The sequence below is a fragment of the Streptomyces sp. NPDC021562 genome (assembly GCF_040640875.1).
Taxonomy (GTDB): Bacteria; Actinomycetota; Actinomycetes; order Streptomycetales; family Streptomycetaceae; genus Streptomyces.
In genome coordinates, this window is record NZ_JBFACN010000005.1 from 381,846 (window position 1) to 397,857 (window position 16,012).

14 protein-coding genes and 1 pseudogene are annotated in these 16,012 nt (G+C 71.8%); 8 read left to right on the forward strand and 7 right to left on the reverse strand.

The window, feature by feature from the left end; genetic code table 11:
* Positions 1 to 30 precede the first annotated feature (30 nt).
* Complete coding sequence (cdgB, locus tag AB0G52_RS10705; protein WP_361335713.1) at positions 31 to 1,686, reverse strand: diguanylate cyclase CdgB; 1,656 nt, start codon at positions 1,684 to 1,686, stop codon at positions 31 to 33.
* 333 nt (positions 1,687 to 2,019) lie between these two features.
* Between cdgB and AB0G52_RS10710 the strand changes: the two genes are divergently transcribed.
* Complete coding sequence (locus AB0G52_RS10710) at positions 2,020 to 2,538, forward strand: flavin reductase family protein (protein WP_165939504.1); 519 nt, start codon at positions 2,020 to 2,022, stop codon at positions 2,536 to 2,538.
* A 161-nt stretch (positions 2,539 to 2,699) separates the two neighbouring features.
* On the opposite strand, the gene arfB is transcribed toward AB0G52_RS10710, so the two are convergent.
* Positions 2,700 to 3,125, reverse strand: a complete 426-nt coding sequence (gene arfB, locus AB0G52_RS10715) for an alternative ribosome rescue aminoacyl-tRNA hydrolase ArfB (RefSeq protein WP_132892014.1) — start codon at positions 3,123 to 3,125, stop codon at positions 2,700 to 2,702.
* A 180-nt stretch (positions 3,126 to 3,305) separates the two neighbouring features.
* Between arfB and AB0G52_RS10720 the strand changes: the two genes are divergently transcribed.
* Positions 3,306 to 3,881: a TerD family protein gene (locus AB0G52_RS10720; protein WP_132892015.1), complete on the forward strand. Its 576-nt coding sequence runs from the start codon at positions 3,306 to 3,308 to the stop codon at positions 3,879 to 3,881.
* A gap of 51 nt (positions 3,882 to 3,932) precedes the next feature.
* On the opposite strand, the gene AB0G52_RS10725 is transcribed toward AB0G52_RS10720, so the two are convergent.
* Positions 3,933 to 4,226 (reverse strand): DUF397 domain-containing protein, encoded by a 294-nt coding sequence (locus AB0G52_RS10725; protein ID WP_132892016.1) that lies wholly within the window; start codon positions 4,224 to 4,226, stop codon positions 3,933 to 3,935.
* Positions 4,223 to 5,077, reverse strand: a complete 855-nt coding sequence (locus AB0G52_RS10730; RefSeq protein ID WP_132892017.1) for a Scr1 family TA system antitoxin-like transcriptional regulator — start codon at positions 5,075 to 5,077, stop codon at positions 4,223 to 4,225. Before AB0G52_RS10730 ends, AB0G52_RS10725 begins: the two co-directional genes overlap by 4 nt.
* A 148-nt stretch (positions 5,078 to 5,225) precedes the next feature.
* On the opposite strand from AB0G52_RS10730, the gene AB0G52_RS10735 reads away from it, so the two are divergent.
* Positions 5,226 to 5,600, forward strand: coding sequence for an ATP-binding protein (locus AB0G52_RS10735; protein WP_132892142.1), 375 nt, complete (start codon positions 5,226 to 5,228; stop codon positions 5,598 to 5,600).
* A gap of 255 nt (positions 5,601 to 5,855) precedes the next feature.
* A pseudogene (locus AB0G52_RS10740) lies at positions 5,856 to 6,230 on the forward strand (helix-turn-helix domain-containing protein); the annotation flags it as partial.
* 177 nt (positions 6,231 to 6,407) lie between these two features.
* On the opposite strand, the gene AB0G52_RS10745 reads toward AB0G52_RS10740, so the two are convergent.
* The gene (locus tag AB0G52_RS10745; RefSeq protein WP_361335718.1) at positions 6,408 to 6,869 is read right to left on the reverse strand and encodes a pyridoxamine 5'-phosphate oxidase family protein; all 462 of its coding nucleotides are present in this window, start codon (positions 6,867 to 6,869) and stop codon (positions 6,408 to 6,410) included.
* Between the two features lie 73 nt (positions 6,870 to 6,942).
* Positions 6,943 to 7,383 carry a MarR family winged helix-turn-helix transcriptional regulator gene (locus tag AB0G52_RS10750; RefSeq protein ID WP_132892019.1) on the reverse strand — a complete coding sequence of 147 codons (441 nt, stop codon included), beginning with the start codon at positions 7,381 to 7,383 and terminating at the stop codon, positions 6,943 to 6,945.
* A 70-nt stretch (positions 7,384 to 7,453) separates the two neighbouring features.
* On the opposite strand from AB0G52_RS10750, the gene AB0G52_RS10755 reads away from it, so the two are divergent.
* Together AB0G52_RS10755 and AB0G52_RS10760 are read left to right on the forward strand one after the other, a co-directional pair.
* The gene (locus AB0G52_RS10755; protein WP_361335721.1) at positions 7,454 to 7,828 is read left to right on the forward strand and encodes a cupin domain-containing protein; all 375 of its coding nucleotides are present in this window, start codon (positions 7,454 to 7,456) and stop codon (positions 7,826 to 7,828) included.
* A 68-nt stretch (positions 7,829 to 7,896) separates the two neighbouring features.
* Positions 7,897 to 8,424: a GNAT family N-acetyltransferase gene (locus AB0G52_RS10760; protein WP_361335724.1), complete on the forward strand. Its 528-nt coding sequence runs from the start codon at positions 7,897 to 7,899 to the stop codon at positions 8,422 to 8,424.
* A 12-nt stretch (positions 8,425 to 8,436) separates the two neighbouring features.
* Here the strand turns inward: AB0G52_RS10760 and AB0G52_RS10765 are convergent, their stop codons facing one another.
* On the reverse strand, positions 8,437 to 9,837 hold the full coding sequence (locus AB0G52_RS10765; RefSeq protein WP_132892022.1) for a M1 family metallopeptidase: 1,401 nt from the start codon (positions 9,835 to 9,837) through the stop codon (positions 8,437 to 8,439).
* Between the two features lie 79 nt (positions 9,838 to 9,916).
* On the opposite strand from AB0G52_RS10765, the gene AB0G52_RS10770 reads away from it, so the two are divergent.
* Together AB0G52_RS10770 and AB0G52_RS10775 are read left to right on the forward strand one after the other, a co-directional pair.
* Complete coding sequence (locus AB0G52_RS10770; protein ID WP_132892023.1) at positions 9,917 to 10,417, forward strand: hypothetical protein; 501 nt, start codon at positions 9,917 to 9,919, stop codon at positions 10,415 to 10,417.
* A gap of 129 nt (positions 10,418 to 10,546) precedes the next feature.
* Entirely contained in the window at positions 10,547 to 16,000 is a 5,454-nt protein-coding gene (locus AB0G52_RS10775) for a hypothetical protein (RefSeq protein ID WP_361335728.1), read from the forward strand.
* Positions 16,001 to 16,012 lie beyond the last annotated feature (12 nt).

Sequence of the window (16,012 nt, forward strand, 5' to 3'; positions counted from 1 at the left end):
CCAGACCGCATCAGCGAGCTGACCTGCGCATCATCCGGCACGCCGATGCGCTTTGGGACGAGATCGTTTCTCTACGTACATCCGCTCGTCCGCGGATTTCAGGACTTCGTCCGCCGTCATGCCGCAGTGCGCCCAGCCGATGCCGAAGCTGGCGCCCACCCGGACCGCCCGGCCCTCTGCGCGGATCGGCTGGATGATCTCGTTGCGCAGGCGTACGGCGAGGTCCTGGGCGTCGGCCTGGCCGAGTCCGTCGGCGAGGATCACGAACTCGTCGCCGCCGAGCCGGGCCACGGTGTCGCCGTCGCGGACACCCCTGCTGAGGCGCCGGGCGACCTCGATGAGGACCGCGTCACCCGCGTTGTGCCCGAACCGGTCATTGATCGACTTGAAGCCGTCGAGGTCGCAGAAGAGCACCGCGAGCCCCTTGGCGCCGTCGTCGCGGCTCTCGTCGGGGGCGACGGTGTGCACGTGGTGGTCGAACCCGTCGTACGACGACGAGGAGCTGCCCGTCGCGCCGGCGAAGTCGAAGCCGTGGCCGTTGACGTCGTAGGCGGGGTGGCCGTAGGCCGCGTCCAGGGACTCCGGCTCCCCGCTGCGGCGGCAGAGCCGGGCGGTGAGGCGGGAGCGCAGCTCGGCGGAGTTCGGCAGGCCGGTGAGGGCGTCGTGGGAGGCGCGGTGGGCGAGCTGGAGCTCGCGGCGCTTGCGTTCCTCTATGTCCTCGACGTGGGTGAGCAGGAAGCGGGGGCCGTCGGCCGCGTCGGCGACCACGCTGTTGCGCAGGGACACCCAGACGTACGTGCCGTCGCGGCGGCCCAGGCGCAGTTCCGCGCGGCCGCCCTCGGCCGAGGTGCGCAGCAGGGTGCCGATGTCCTCGGGGTGGACCAGGTCGGAGAAGGAGTAGCGGCGCATCGCGGAGGCGGGGCGGCCCAGGAGGCGGCACAGGGCGTCGTTGGAGCGCAGTATCCGGCCGTGCTGGTCGCCGCCCATCTCGGCTATCGCCATGCCCGAGGGGGCGTACTCGAAGGCCTGCCGGAAGGATTCCTCGCTGGCGCGCAGGGCCTGCTGCTCGCGCTCCAGCCGGACCAGGGCCCGCTGCATGTTCGCACGCAGACGCGCGTTGCTGATCGCGATGGCGGCCTGGAAGGCGTACATCTGGAGGGCCTCGCGGCCCCAGGCGCCGGGGTGGCGGCCGTTGCGCGGGCGGTCCACGGAGATCACGCCGAGCAGTTCGCCGCAGGAGCTGCCCGATATGCCGGGCGTGTACATCGGGGCGAAGAGCCGGTCCGACGGGTGCCACTCGTCCTCGAACCGGGGGGCGGGGCCGTCGGTGTACCACTGCGGGACGTCGTCGTCGTCGAGGACCCAGCCCTCGGTGTGCGGTATGAAGACGAGGTCGCCCCACTTCTCACCCATCCCGAGCCGCCGGTCCCAGGAGTCGCGGGAGCCGACCCGGCCGGTGATCAGGGCCTCGGCAGCCGGGTTGCCGGAGAAGGCGGCGACGACGAGGTCGCCGTCGGGGCGCACGAGGTTGACGCACGCCATCTCGTAGCCAAGAGCGGATATGACGCCGTCCGCGACGGTCTGCAGTGTGTCCGCCAGGCTGCGGGCCGTGTTCATGTCGGCCATGACCTGGTGCAGCTGTCGCAGGGACGCAAGACGGACGTAGGGTTCCGACTCGGTCTCCATGCTCGCCCTCCCCCCGAGACCTCGCAGCGAATCAAGGGTCTGCTTCGGCGCTACTTTTCCCCGCCACTGAATCACAGCGCGCTGCCCACTCGGTACACAGGGTCAACAATTAATGCCCCTTGTGACTCAAGTCACAGGGAAAGGTGAGCAATTGCGTGGAGTTTCTGCGTTTTCCCTGTGTGTTTACCGAACACAGCCTTTGTCGGCCCATGGTCCTAGGACCCGGCTCGGGCCGATGGCCGATGCCGTCGCGCGGGGACCGACATTAGCGTTTCCGGCGTGCTGAAGACTCCCTCTCCCGCCGCCGCAGAAGCCACCGGGCATGCTGTGGGGGTGAGCAACGAAGCGTTCAAGGCCGCGATGTCCCGGCTGGCCGCCGGTGTGGTCCTGGTGACCGCGCAGGAGCCGCCGCTGGACCCGGACGACCCGATGGCACCGGTGGGCGAGGACGTCGGCATGACGGCGACCGCGTTCCTCTCGGTGTCGCTGGATCCGCCGTTGGTGCTGGTCAGCCTGCGTACCGGGGCCCGTATGGACGACATCCTCGACGAGCAGCCACTGTGGGCGGTCTCCGTGCTCACCGAGAGCCAGCGGCACATCGCCGGCCGCTTCGCGATGAAGGGCCGCATCAGCGACCGGCTGCTCTTCGAGGACATCCCGTACGTCCGCGGCGAGGTCACCGGCGCCCCGCTGGTCGGCGGCGCGCTGGCGACCCTGGAGTGCCGCACCGAACAACGGGTCGTCGCGGGCGACCACACCCTCGTCATCGGCCGCGTCCTCGGCGCGGAACTCCCGAGCGCGGAAGGCGGACCGCTGATGTATTTCCGGGGCCGGTATCGCCAGTTGGGATGAAACCGCGCGGTCTGTTTTCCGGAATTCCCCCGGCCGACCGCCGAACACCGTCTTACAGAAGTGACTTCTGCGAATTGGCGACGGCACACGGGAGACCCGGCGGAACCGGAACGCCCGCCGTGTGATCGTCGGCACAGACCGCGCGGTCGGGTTTTCCGCGCTTACCAGTCGCGGCCCGTCCGCCCCCGTTTGGTCTCCGAGCGCTGCTTCTTCTCGCGCAGCCGGCGTTCGTTGATACCGCGCGGGATGCGGGTCGGCCTGCGGGGCTTGGGCGGGGGTGCGGTGGCCTCGGCGAGGAGGGCGGCCAGGCGTACGGCCGCGGTCTCGCGGTTGCGCCACTGGGAGCGGTGCTCGGAGGCGCGCACGGTCACGACACCGTCCACGAGCCGCCCCGCCAGCTTCGCCAGCGCCCGTTCCTTCCACACCTGCGGCAGCGCCGCGGTGTTCGCCAGGTCGAAGCGCAGCTCCACCTGCGAGTCGCTGGTGTTGACGTGCTGCCCGCCGGGCCCGGAGGAGCGCGAGAAACGCCAGTTGAGCTCGGCCTCGGGGAGCGAGACGGAGCCGCGGATGACGTAAGGACCGGACATGCCCCCATGGTCGCGCGCCTGCCCGGCGCACGTCACGCGAATAAGTTCATCAACCGTTTGGCAAAGAAGGTAAAGGAAGCTGGAACCTTCGGTACCCCTCGTGGCGTTCATACCGGTAGCTGTAGCTTCAAGCGCGTACGCCGCACGGCCGTACGCATACGAGGGAAAGGACCCCCGACCATGGCTGTAAGCCTCTCCAAGGGTGGCAACGTCTCGCTCACCAAGGAGGCTCCGGGCCTGACCGCCGTCACCGTGGGCCTCGGCTGGGACGTCCGCACCACCACCGGCACGGACTTCGACCTCGACGCCTCGGCCATCGCGGTCAACGCGCAGGGCAAGGTCTACTCCGACGCCCACTTCGTGTTCTTCAACAACAAGAACACCCCGGACAACTCGATCGTCCACACCGGCGACAACCGCACGGGTGAGGGCGCCGGCGACGACGAGGCGATCAACGTCAACCTGGCGGCCCTGCCCGCCGACATCGACAAGATCGTCTTCCCGGTCTCGATCTACGACGCCGAGAACCGCAGCCAGAACTTCGGCCAGGTCCGCAACGCCTACATCCGCATCGTCAACCAGGCGGGCGGCGCGGAGATCGCCCGCTACGACCTCTCCGAGGACGCGGCGACGGAGACGGCCATGGTCTTCGGCGAGCTGTACCGCAACGGCGCGGAGTGGAAGTTCCGCGCGGTGGGCCAGGGTTACGCCTCCGGCCTGGTCGGCATCGCCCAGGACTTCGGCGTGAACGTCTGACGGACGCCAACCCCCGGCCGTGTGGGTGCGGCCGGGGGATCCGGCGCCGGATCAGTGCGCCGACGCGTAGGACACGAAGGCCGCCCAGGCGGAGGGGGCGAGGGCGAGCCGGGGACCGGGGGCGGCGGGCGGGGGTGTGTGGGGGTACTTGGAGTCGCGGATGTGGATGGTGGTGGGGGTGGGGGCTATTTCTAGGCAGGATTCGCCGTCGTTGCCACTGCTATAGCTGCTCTTGAACCAGGCGAGGGCGACTTCCACGCAGGACTCGCCGTCGTTGCCACCGCTGAAGCTGCTCTTGAACCAGGCAAGTTCGGGGGCGTCCCCGGGAGGGGCCTTGCGGATCATGTCTCTCCCAGTAGTTGCTCGATCAGGGCCAGCGACTCCCGTGGTGAGAGAGCCTGCGCCCGGATGGTGCCATACCGCAACTCAAGGATGCGGAGCTGTTTCGGGTCGGATGTCGCTCGGCCGTTGAACGCCCCGTCGGAGCGCCCAACAGCCGTGCCGTCCGGGAACTTCAGCACCTCGATCCGTCCGTCCAGACCGGAGTGGACCTCGGAGTTCAACGGCATCACTTGAAGCGTGACGTTGTGCAACCGCCCCATTTCCAACAGGCGTTCAAGCTGTCGTCGCCACACCATCGTCCCTCCGATGGGACGACGCAACGGCGCCTCTTCCAGCACGAAGTGGATGGACGGAGCCGGGTCGCGATCGAAGACCGACTGTCGGGCCACGCGGGCTGTCACCATGCGCTCCACGTCGTCCGGCGAGTAGGGTGGCTGAGCGGCCGAGATCACCGCTCGTGCGTGTTCAGGCGTCTGGAGCAGCCCGGCGATGATGTTGCTCTCATACAACCCGATCTCAATGGCTTGCCCCTCCAGCCTTGCCAGCTCCCGCACCTTCTTGGGATACCGGACCCTCTTCACGTCCTCCCAGGTCGCCGCGATCAGCCCACCGGCCCCCAGGACCTCGTCCGCCCGGTTCAGGTACTCCTGCCGGGGGATCCGCTTCCCGCCCTCCACTTTGTAGACCATGTCCTCCCCGTAGCCGACGGCCTCCCCGAACTCAGCAGCGCGCATCCCCACCGCCTCGCGCCGCAGCTTCAGTTGACGCCCGACGGTGGCGATGACGGCCACCCCCCAGTCGTCGTCCGGGTCGACCTCCCACCCCGGCTCGGCCACCTCACCGTCCACGGTCATCCCGCCCACCCCTCCCTCCGACAGCCCAGACAGCACTGGACAAGCGCCGGACAGTCACCGTACGTAGCGCTTCGATCACTGTTCACGGTACGCACGGGCGGCCACGCTGGGTGACGTGAACGACGAAATCTCCACCCCCCTCCGGAACATGAGCCTGCGCCTCTCCCCCACTCCACGGGGCGCACGCCTGGCGCGCCTGCTGACCGCCGAGCAACTCCGCATGTGGGGACTGCCCCTGGACCCGGCGACGCAGATCGTGGCGGAGCTGGCGGCGAACGCGGCGACGCACGGGCGGGTGCCAGGCCGCGACTTCGGCCTCCTCCTCTACGTCGTGGGAAGCACCCTGCGCATCGAGGTCACGGACACGCGAGGTGACCTCCAGCCACAGCCCCAACACTCCGCACCCGACGCCGAGTCGGGCCGGGGCCTCGTCCTCGTGGACGCACTCGCCGACAAGTGGGGCGTGACACCGGGGCTGTCGCCGCGCAAGACGGTGTGGGCCGAGATCGAGATGGCGCCGTAGCCCGGAAACGCGGACCCCGGGTGCACGGGACGTCACCACCAAAGAACGACGGGAGAAAGAACTCCCACCAAACCCCACCCCTCCCGCCCGTCGCGCAGACTCACTCCCGCGAGTGAATATGCCCAACTCAGCTGGATTTGAGGTGGGTTGCCTGCCCTACGCTCAGCGCACCAACCGCAGAAAAACTTCGGCCCCCGCCGGGACGGCAATCCCAGTGCGAGGGCCTGACCACCCAGGAAGTCGATCCCCTTCCCGATGGATACCGAAAACCCTAGCGCGCCCTCGTGCGCCGAGTCCCGCGTTGCCGCCAGGAAGCACCCGAACCGGGGGTCAGGCGGTCTCCTGCACGACAACGCCCGCCACACCTCGCACTTCGTGGTGATCGGCAACCACCTCGCCCAGCACCCCACCCTCTCGGCGCTCGCGATCGGCCTCGGGGTGCACATCCAGTCGCTCCCCAAGGGCGCCCAGGTCGACATCAAGAGCCTGGCGCTGCGCTTCCCGGAGGGGAGGGACCGTATCGGCGCGGCCCTGCGGGAACTGGAGGCGGAGGGCTACCTGCGGCGCGAGCGGGAGCGGATCTCCGACGGGCGGATCGTCACCCGCACGGTCTCCTGCAACAAGCCCGGGCACCGGACCGCCACGACCGAGACCCCCGACCGGCCCGCCCGGCGCACGAAGACCGCCACGGATGCTGGACGCGTGGGGAACCGAGGAGCGGGACGACGAGGAGTCGGCGAGGACGTCACCATCGGCGGGTGGACCATCGCGACGGACAACCTGCCCCGCTACGGCGAATGACGCCCGTCATGCCAGCCACGTCCCGGCGCGCATGATGACTCTCCCGCGCAGTTCCGGCTCACCGCGCCAGGCACGCACCGTTCCCGGGGTCACGCGTATGTACAGGAAGGAGCCCTCTTCCGTGCGTGGGTCCCAGCCGAACTTCTCGGTGAACGCGTCCGCCGCGGCCGCCGGGACCTCCCGGTCCGGGAAGCATTCCGTCACACCCTCGATGAGCACCACATCGAAGCTGTCCGGGAGCGCCAGGCGCACGCGCGGCTCCTCGCGGAGGTTGCGCGCGGTCACGGACGTCGCGCCCGTGCACATCCACACCGCTCGCCCGTCCCACAGGAACCACAGCGGCACCTGGTGAGGCCCGTGCTCGGGATGAGCCGTCGACACCCATACGTCCCGCTCGGTCGCGAGCCGTTCGAGAGTGTCGTGCTTGCGCTCCGCCGCCTGGCGACGGACGGTCCCCGTGGTCTCCATGCCGACCGACCCTAGCGCTCTGACCGGGCAGGTTCGTTCACGACCGGTGTCTCCAGGGCGGTGGGTCATCGGCTCACCAGGCTGGGCGGATCGGTCCCGGCGGTGCAAGGCGTGTCAGGTCGGCGACGAGTTCGCTGAAGCGCGCCTGACCCAGTACTTCTCGCCACGGTGCGACGGCAGCCCGGGCCGCCTGGTCTGCGGCGCGCGTGGCGGCCCAGCCGGTCTCGGTCAGTCCCAGGAGGCGGGCGCGGGCATCGTGCGGGTGTGGATGCCGCTCCACGTATCCCTTTCGGACCAGCTCCTCGACCAGCTGGGCGGCGGCCTGCTTGGTCACTCCCAGGTGCTCGGCCAGGTCGGCCGTCGTGGCGCCGCCTCCGGAGATGCGGGCGAAGGCGAAGCCGTGTGCGGGTCGTAGGTCCTCGAATCCCTGCTGGGACACGCTGGTGTGGATTTCCTGCACCAGCTGTCCGGAGAGTGCCAGCACGAGCGCGGAGAAGGCCAGGGCGTCGTCCATGGGCTTGACTATAACTCGTCAAGTTGCTTGTCTATCTAGACAAGCAACTTGTCTATAGGGAGGCTGGGACATGCCGTTCATCCGTAGTGACGAGGCCGTCGTACACGAGGTTCACGGTGGCCGTTTCGTTTCCTACGTCCGCCCGGACACCGGCAGCCGGGACCTTGCCGCCTGGCGCGTCGAGGTCCCGGCCGCAATGGTGGGGCCGACCCACACGATCAGCGACGAGGAGACCTTCTACGTCCTCTCCGGTCGCCTCCGGCTCACCATCGACGGTGAGAGCGCCGAACTCCGCGAAGGTGACGCGGCGGTGGCACCTGCAGGCTCCGAACTGGCGGTCGTCAACACCACCGATCAGCCCGCCCACATGTGGGTCACCACACGCGTCGGGCTCACCGCCGAACTGGCTGACGGCAACACCCTCGCACCGCCCTGGGCTCACTAGTGCGCAGGGCGGCTCAGCCGATGGCGTTCAGCGTCGCATCACCGCAGGGGCGGGGATAGGTTGCCCGCATGATCCTCCAGCCTCTGGGCGTGCGGCCCGGTGACGACATCCCGGGACCGGTGCTCACCGAGATCACCGCCCTGTACGCCTCGAACCGCGCCTTCCACGCGCTCAGCGGGGACTTCCCGGACCCGGACGACGTGCGGCCCGAGCAGGTGGCGCGGGCGCTGGCGGACGAGCTGGCGCATCCCGACGCGGAGGTGCTGCTCGCCCGCAGCGAGGGGCGGCTGGTCGGGGTCGCCGTCACCCTCGCCCGGCATCCGGACCCGGCCGACCCGGACCCGTGGATCGGGCTGCTGATGGTGGACGCGGGCGTGCGGGGGCAGGGGCACGGCCGCCGAATCGCGACCGCCGTCGAGGACCGCTTCCGGGAAGCCGGCCGTACGGCGGTCCGGCTCGCCGTGCTGGAGAACAACCCGGACGGCCTCGCCTTCTGGACCGCCCTCGGCTACGAGGTGATCGATCACCGCCCGGACCGGCAACACGGCCGCCCGTGCACCGTCCTGCGCCGAGAACTGGGCGACGTGGACGGCTGACCGCCGGGGGCCCTAGGGATGCGCCGGCTTGCCGTCGCCGTACAGCCAGTCCTTCCAGATCGCGTCGAAGTTCTTGCCCGGCGCCATCTTCTCCACGTACGCGGTGAACTCGGCGGTGTCCGCGTTGCCGTGGCGGTGGGCGGCCGCCCAGCCCCGGAGGATGGCGTAGAACCTGTCGTCGCCGACCGTCTGCCGGATCTTGTGCAGGACCATCGCGCCCCGTTCGTACACCGGCCGCCCCGAGATGTGGGCGGCGCCCGGCGGCTTCGCCGGGGGGAAGCCCCAGAGGGTCGCGTCGTCCTTGGAGGTCGCGTAGACCCCGTCGAATATCTGCTGCGCGGTCTGGCCGCCGTGGTCCTCCTGCCACAGCCACCCGGCGTAGGTCGCGAAGCCCTCGTTGAGCCACATGTCCCGCCAGTTCTTCGGGGTGACGGAGTCGCCGTACCACTGGTGGGAGAGTTCGTGGACGAGGGTGTGGAGTTCCGGAGCGCCGGGGAAGACGGGCCGGTTCTGGGTCTCCAGGGCGTACCCGGCGTCGCCCGGCCGGTCGACGATCGCGCCGGTGGAGGAGAAGGGGTAGGGGCCGAAGGTGTGCTGCTCCCACTCGATGATCTCGGGGATCCTCGCGACCACGCTCTTGCTCGCGGCGGCCTGCGTGGGGTCCACGGCGACGTACACCGGCAGACCGTCCGAGGTGGTGGACCGGGTGATCGTGAAGTGGCCGATGGCGACCGTGGCGAGGTAGCTCGCCATCGGCTCCGCGCAGTGCCAGACGAAGGCGGTCCGGTCGCCGTCGGTCGTCTCGCTCTTCAACTCGCCGTTGGAGACGGCCTGGAGGCCCTTGGGCACGGTGATCGTGATGTCGTACGACGCCTTGTCCGAGGGAAGGTCGTTGTCGGGGAACCAGGCCATGGAGCCGACGGGTTCGCCGAGGGCCAGCGCGCCGTCCGCGGTGCGCAGCCAGCCCTCCTTGGAACCGTCGGGGTCGGTGATCGTCTCCGGGCTGCCCGAGTAGCGCACGGCGGTGGAAAAGGTCGCGCCCTTCTTCAGGTCGCCGTGCGGGCGGATCGTCAGCTCCTGGCCGGCGCGGTTCCAGCGGGCCTTCTTGCCCCCGACGGTGACCGTGTCGACGTCCAGCCCCTTCAGGTCGAGGTCGAAGGCGGTCAGGTCCTGGGTGGCGCGGGCGGTGATGACGGCGGTGCCGGTGAGGTGCCGGGTTCCCGGGTCGTAGGCGAGGGTGAGGCCGTAGTGGCGCACGTCGTAGCCACCGTTCCCCGCCTTCGGGAAGTACGGGTCGTGGAGGCCCGCGCCACCGGGGGTGCCGTGGACTCCGCCGCTCGCGGTGAGCGTGAGGGCGAGGGAGAGCGCGAGCGCGCCTGCGGCGACCGAGAAAACGCGTACACGTGTGGACACGCGAGCGATCCTAATGAGGCCGGGGCCGTTCCCTCAGGCCGATGAGGCGGATGGTTCCGGCCGTGACACCATCGGCTACGTGCTCGACATCGGCTACGCCCTCTCCAACCGCTTCCCGGACCCGCCCCAGACCGACTACCGGCGGGTGGACGTCCACGCGCTGCGCCACGACCTGTTCTGCGGGGACGTCTACCTCGCCGACACCAAGGCGGACCGGGAGGTGTCCACAGCCTGGGGATGGGTGCCGGTGCTCGACTTCGCGTGGGCGCTGTGCGACATCGTGGAACGGCTGGACAGGGATCCGGCGGGGTCCCGGGCCGCCCGGCCCCAGCACGCGGAACTCGACTTCACCGAGTCCACCGACCGCATGCTCTTCGAGCGCCGCTTCGGCTGGGTGGACATCGAGGCCGACTGGATGCCCGCCGAGGAGCCGCCCCTCACCTTCTCCCACGCCGAACTGCGCCGGGAGGCCCGGGACTTCCTGCACGACCTGCTCGCCGACCTGACCGACCTGCACGAGGACCTCGCCGACAACCCGGCGGTCTGGACCCTCCAGGCCCGCTTCCCGAGGCTCCCCTGAGCGACGGCGGTGCTGCTGAACGACCGTTGCGTGTACGGGAGTTGACCGCTCGCTGAGGCGTGAGTGACAACTGGGGCCGGAGTCGGCGGAAGCCGTCGCGGCCGTCCCCGCCGTGCATACGTTGACTCCGTGCGGACGCAGCGCCAGGCAGGCGACAACGGAAAAGACGCCTCTCCCGAGCCTTCCCGGGCACCGGTCGGCGCCCGGCCCACCGGCCCCGTGGAACACGCCGTGCTCGCCCTCCAGGGCAAGGCGGGGAACACCGCCACCACGCGGGCGCTGCGCGGCGGCACGGGCACCGGCAAGGGCAAGGGCGTCTCCCGTCCGGCGCCGGGACGCGGCCGGTCAGCGCCGCCCGCCCCCATCGAGGAGGAGCACACGGCACCGGGCCTGGTCCTGCCGCCGTACCTCATGGAGTTCCAGGCCGCCGGACTGTCCACGGCCTACGGGCTGACCGGGCACGAGTTCGTGCGCAACGCCGTGGCCGCCGTCGTCGGCCACGCCGACGGCGAGGTCGCCGCCCTCGCCGCCGACCTGGCCGGCCGCCCCGAGGCGTACTACGGACAGGGCCGCGCCGTCGCGGTCCAGGGCAGGACGGGCAAGGAGTGGTACGACGTCACCGTCACCGTCTCCCGCGCCCCCGGCGACCGGCCGCCCGTCTTCCACCCCGGGAACCTGCTCGCGAAGACCGTGCCGGACCCGGACGGGGCGCCGCTCGCCGCCGTCGACGAGGCCGAGGGCAAGGACACCAAGGTCGACGTCCAGCACAACACGGCCGCCACCGTCGCGACCACCGCGACCGGCGGGTCGAGCAAGGGCCTGGGCGGCATGGCCTTCGGGCTCGCACCCGTCGTACCGGGGCTGTGGCTGGGCGGTGCCGGGATGGCGAACGCGCAGCCCTGGCAGTCCTCGCGGGAGTCGCGCGGCCAGCGGAACGTGGCCGAACCCCGGGTGCTGCGCAGCGACAAGGGCTCCGTCGAGGCACCCCGCAAGGTGCGCTACGGCGTGCGGATCAAGAAGCACGGCGCCGAGCGCGTCCAGACCTTCCACGGCTCCGGCACCCTCACCCAGCGGGTGCCCACCGAGCACCTCGTCCCGGCGGACACCCCGGCGCCCGCGGCCCCGGCCGCCGTCGGGGCGGACACCGCCCGGCGCGTCTCGCTCGCCGACTCCCTGGCCCCGGTCGCGGTCACCGGCACCGGCGCCCCGCACCAGGGCGGCGGGGGGCTCTTCGACGCGGTCGCCTCCGTGCTGCACCCCTCGCTCACCGCCCCCGGCGCCCCCGGCCGCGCCCGGCTCCACGAGGCGACGGCCACCGCGACCGTCCTGGAGGACCTGCCCCGGCTGCTGCGGGACGGCGTGACCGGCGAGGACCTGTCGTCCAAGGACGGCAGCACGACGGGCAGTTACCGCATGCACGCCGCGATCACCGGGATGTCGCCCGCCTGGGGCACCGGCGGCACCCAGCTGCGCACCCACCAGCAGACCCAGCACACCGTCACCGAGAGCGCGGGCAAGGGACGGGCGGTCACGGGCGGCCTCGGCCCTGCTGTCGGCGTCGGCGCGGCCGGGAACGCCGCCGTCCTGCGGGGCACGGCCATGCCGGTCGCGGCGGCCCGCAAGGCACGGTTCACCGTGGCCGAACAGACCGTGTCCAGCCGCCAGGGCGCGGAGGTGCGCGGCGACAAGGTGCTCTACCTCGCGAGCGTGCAGATCACCGCGGAGGGTACGGGGCCGCGCTCGGCCGAGATGGTCCTGCACCCCGGCACCCGGGTGGCCCGGCACTCGATGCGGGTGTGGATGAGCCTGCGCGCGGACGAGGCGCGGTCGCTCGGGCTGCCGCTGCCGCCCGGCGTCGAGGCCGGCGAGTTCATCGAGAAGCCCAGGCGGACCGACGAGAACGGGACCGAGACCGACGTCGAACGCCACCTCCCCTTCGGCGCCATGGGCTCCAGCGTCACCCTCAGCCAACTCGACACCGGCCCCCTGATCCGGGCCGTACGGGAGCTGTTCGCGACCGACCCCCGGCTGGCCGGCTACCTGTCCGCCTTCGGGACGGACGCGGTGACGTCGGCGCCGGGCAAGGAGGAGGCCGCGCTCCAGCGGCGCAACCACCGGGAGCTGATGGCCGCGTTGTCCGAGACCAACCTGCGTGTCAACAAGGACCAGCTGACCACGACCGGCATCCGGGTACGGCTGCGCCGCAAGACCACCCTGCACGCGCACGACGTACAGCTCCGCGTCCGGGGGCACCTCCGCGAGACCGGCTACCTCGGCGACACCGACAACTGGCTGGTGCGCAGCCACGCCGGAGTCACCGGCAACACCCAGAGCGGGCGCAGCAGTTCGCGTTCCATCGGCGGTCTGGTGCTCGGCCAGGCCAGAATCATCCCCGGCGCCCTGACCGGCTCGGCCCGCTACGAGAAGCACCACACCGGCACCCGCCGCAACCAGGCCGGTCCCACCACCCGCACCGACGTCCTCACCAACGGCTCCGAGAAGGCCGCCACCTTCGGCGCCGCCCTGCGCCTGGACGTCGACGTCACCATGACCTCCCGGCAGCGCAAGCTCGGCCGCGCCCTGGTCCCCGGCTCCCCGGGCCAGGACGCTCCGGAGGCGGCCCCGATGGCGGGACTGCGCCTGGACGAACAGGACGTACGGCTGGTCACCCCGACCGAGTTCACCCTCGACGACGAGGGCAGGCAGCGCCGGGACGCGGTGCGCGACCGGCGCCGGGCACAGGCGCCGCGGCCCGAGCACGCCGTCACCGCCGAGGGCATCGGCGACCTGGCCACGCTGGTGCCCCGGCCGTCCGTCGGGCAGCCGCTGCGGGACTGGCAGCTGGTGGAGACGGTCGGTGACGGGCAGGCCGTCCGCGACCTCGCCTTCCAGCTGCTGTCCCGGGCCGCCGCCCGCAACAAGGGCGTCCGCGAGGACCCCGCGCTGGCCGCGGAAGGGCTCGCGCCGCGGCAGGCCGTCGAGGAGCGGTTCGCGCCGCAGGCGATCACGGCGGCGCTGCGCCAGGCCGCGTCCTCCGGGTGGGTCGTGAAGAACCTGCGGTACCCGCGGCGGCTCGCCGCGCTGAACGGGGCCGTGGGCACCCGGCTCACCCTGACCAACCCGAAGTTCCTGCACCGGGGCGCGGGACCGGGCACCGAGACCTTCGTGCTCGGCGGTCACCAGGCGGCCGGCCAGGAGGGCCAGGGCACCACCAGCACCTGGCAGTTCGGTGCCACCGGCTCCGAGAACGCCGCCGACTGGCGGCTCGGCCAGGGCCTCTCCGGGAGCCGCACCACCAGCGCCGGCGACACCCGGTCCACGGCCCTCGCCGGGACGGTCGAGCGCAACGCCCACACCCCGAAGAAGGCACCGCTCTACCTGGTCCAGTGCGACCTGCTGGTCACCATGGTCGCCGAGGTCAAGGTCACCGGCGGCGGCCCCTACGTGGCGACGGCCGCCCGCACCCTGCCGGCCGAGGCGGCGGTGTGGCTGACGGAGGCGCAGCTTCCGGCACCGATCCGCAGACAGCTGGGACTCGACCCGGAACCGCCCCTGATGACACCTCCCTCCCGACCGGGGCAACACCCGGGAGAGAAGACACGGACAGCGGAGGGCGCACGGGCAGCGGAGGGCGCGCGGGCAGCGGAGGGTTCACGGACGACGGAGGGCGCGCGGGCGGCCGAAGGCTTCCGAGGGCCCGAAAGCTCGCGGGCCGGGGCGGAACGCGAGGCTCGGGAAAGGGCGGCGGGCACCACGGCTCCGGCCGAGACCGCGAGGCCGGCGACCGAGTCGGCCAAGGACGCGACCGACTCCGCAAGGGGCCCGGCCGAGTCGAGCAGATCCGCCACCGACCCCACGCCCAAGTCCGCGACCGACCCCACATCGACGTCCACCGCCGACCCCACGCCCAAGTCCGCCACCCACCCCCCGTCCAAGTCCGCCGCCGATTCCGCCACCTCCACCTCCACCTCCGCCGCGCCGCGCAGCGGGCCCTCCTTCGCCCGTGCCCTCCCCCTCGGCTTCGGCATGGTCGAGGAGCTGCCGAACTTCGTACCGCTGCTGGCGCGGCTGCGCACCCGTCTCACGGAGAGCGGCCGGCAGGACCTCGCCGACGCCCTGCTGCCCCGGCGGCAACTGGCCGACCGCAACGACAACGTGCAACGGCTGCTGCGCGTCCTGGACCGCGACGGCAGCACCGGTCTGCTCTCCGGCGCCATGGACGGCGGCGTCACCGTCGAGCTGTTCGACGGCCGGAGAACCCCGTACTGGGCGGTGTTCAGGATCAACCGCCTCGGCGACGGCGGTTACGACGGCCCGGCGGGCGACGGCCGGGACATGGAGTACATCACCGCGGCCGTCGCGCAGCAGGCCACCTCCCACGACGACGGCGTGACGACCGGCGTGGAGGGGATCTTCGCCGGCTCCGGCAAACCGGACGGCGGCGCCGGGCAGTTGAAGAGCACGGGCGGCGCGGCGGGGCTCGGCGCGGGCTGGGGCGGCTCGCGGCGCTCCGGCACGGCCGGCCGCGGGCAGCTCGGCATGAAGACGGTCGCGGAGGCGAAGACCGCGAAGTCGTCGAGGATGCGGCTGCCGATCGAGGCCACCCTCGAACTGCACCAGGGCGACCGTCGGCTCGCCCTGGTCTCGCTGGGCCGCCAGGCCCTGACCCACCGCGTCCTGGACCAGGACCTCGCCGCCCTCGGCCGACTGACCGCACCGCGCCACCGACCCCCGACAACGGCACCGGCCCCGGCACCCGGCCCCCGGGACGACCACCGGGCCGCGCTCGGCACCTGGCGCTCGGGCGGCGTACGCCTGCCGATGGAGGCGCAGGTCAACGGCTTCCAGGGGGCCCCGCAGGTACGGGAACTGGTCAACGCCGCGGTCCGGGAGGCGGGCGGCGGCGACCGCTTCCGCACCAAGGGCCAGGCCGCCGCCTACGCCCTGAACGAGGCCGTCTCCACCGAGTGGCTGATCGCGGCGCTGCCCCTGCTGACCTCCGCCGGGGCCGAACTGCCCCCGGTGCACGCCACCGGAGCGACGGGCCAGGACCTGCGGACGTCACTGCACGCGCGGCTGCGGGACGGGCGGGTGCTGGGCGTCGGCGACAAGATGACCTTCGAGACGGTGGGGCAGAGCCATCTGGACGCGCCCCGGCCCACCCAGACCGACGGCCTGAGCTCCGCCGACCACGGCAGGTCGGCGCGCGGTCTGGCGGGCGCGGGGCTGCTCAACGCCGACGAGTTCCGCCTCAACCAGCTGATGGGCAACGCCGGCGGCGCGGGCGGCGCGGCCGGCCTGGCGGCGAACGCGGCCGGCTCGATGCCGCTGCACAAGCCCAAGTCCGGCTCCGTACTGGTGCAGTTCACGCTGGACATACGGGTGGTGGCGAAGGTGACCGACCGCGTCCGCTCCGGCCGTACCGGCACCGCCGTACGGGAACTGACCCTGCCCCGGCCGGTGGTGGTCCGGATGCCGGAACCGGCGGTCCGCCGCATGCTTGCCGCGCAGCCGGACCGGCTCCAGGACCCGGACGACCGTCTGGGCCTGCGGAAGACGTCGGCGCCCCCGCCCGGGGCCTGAGCCACCGACCCG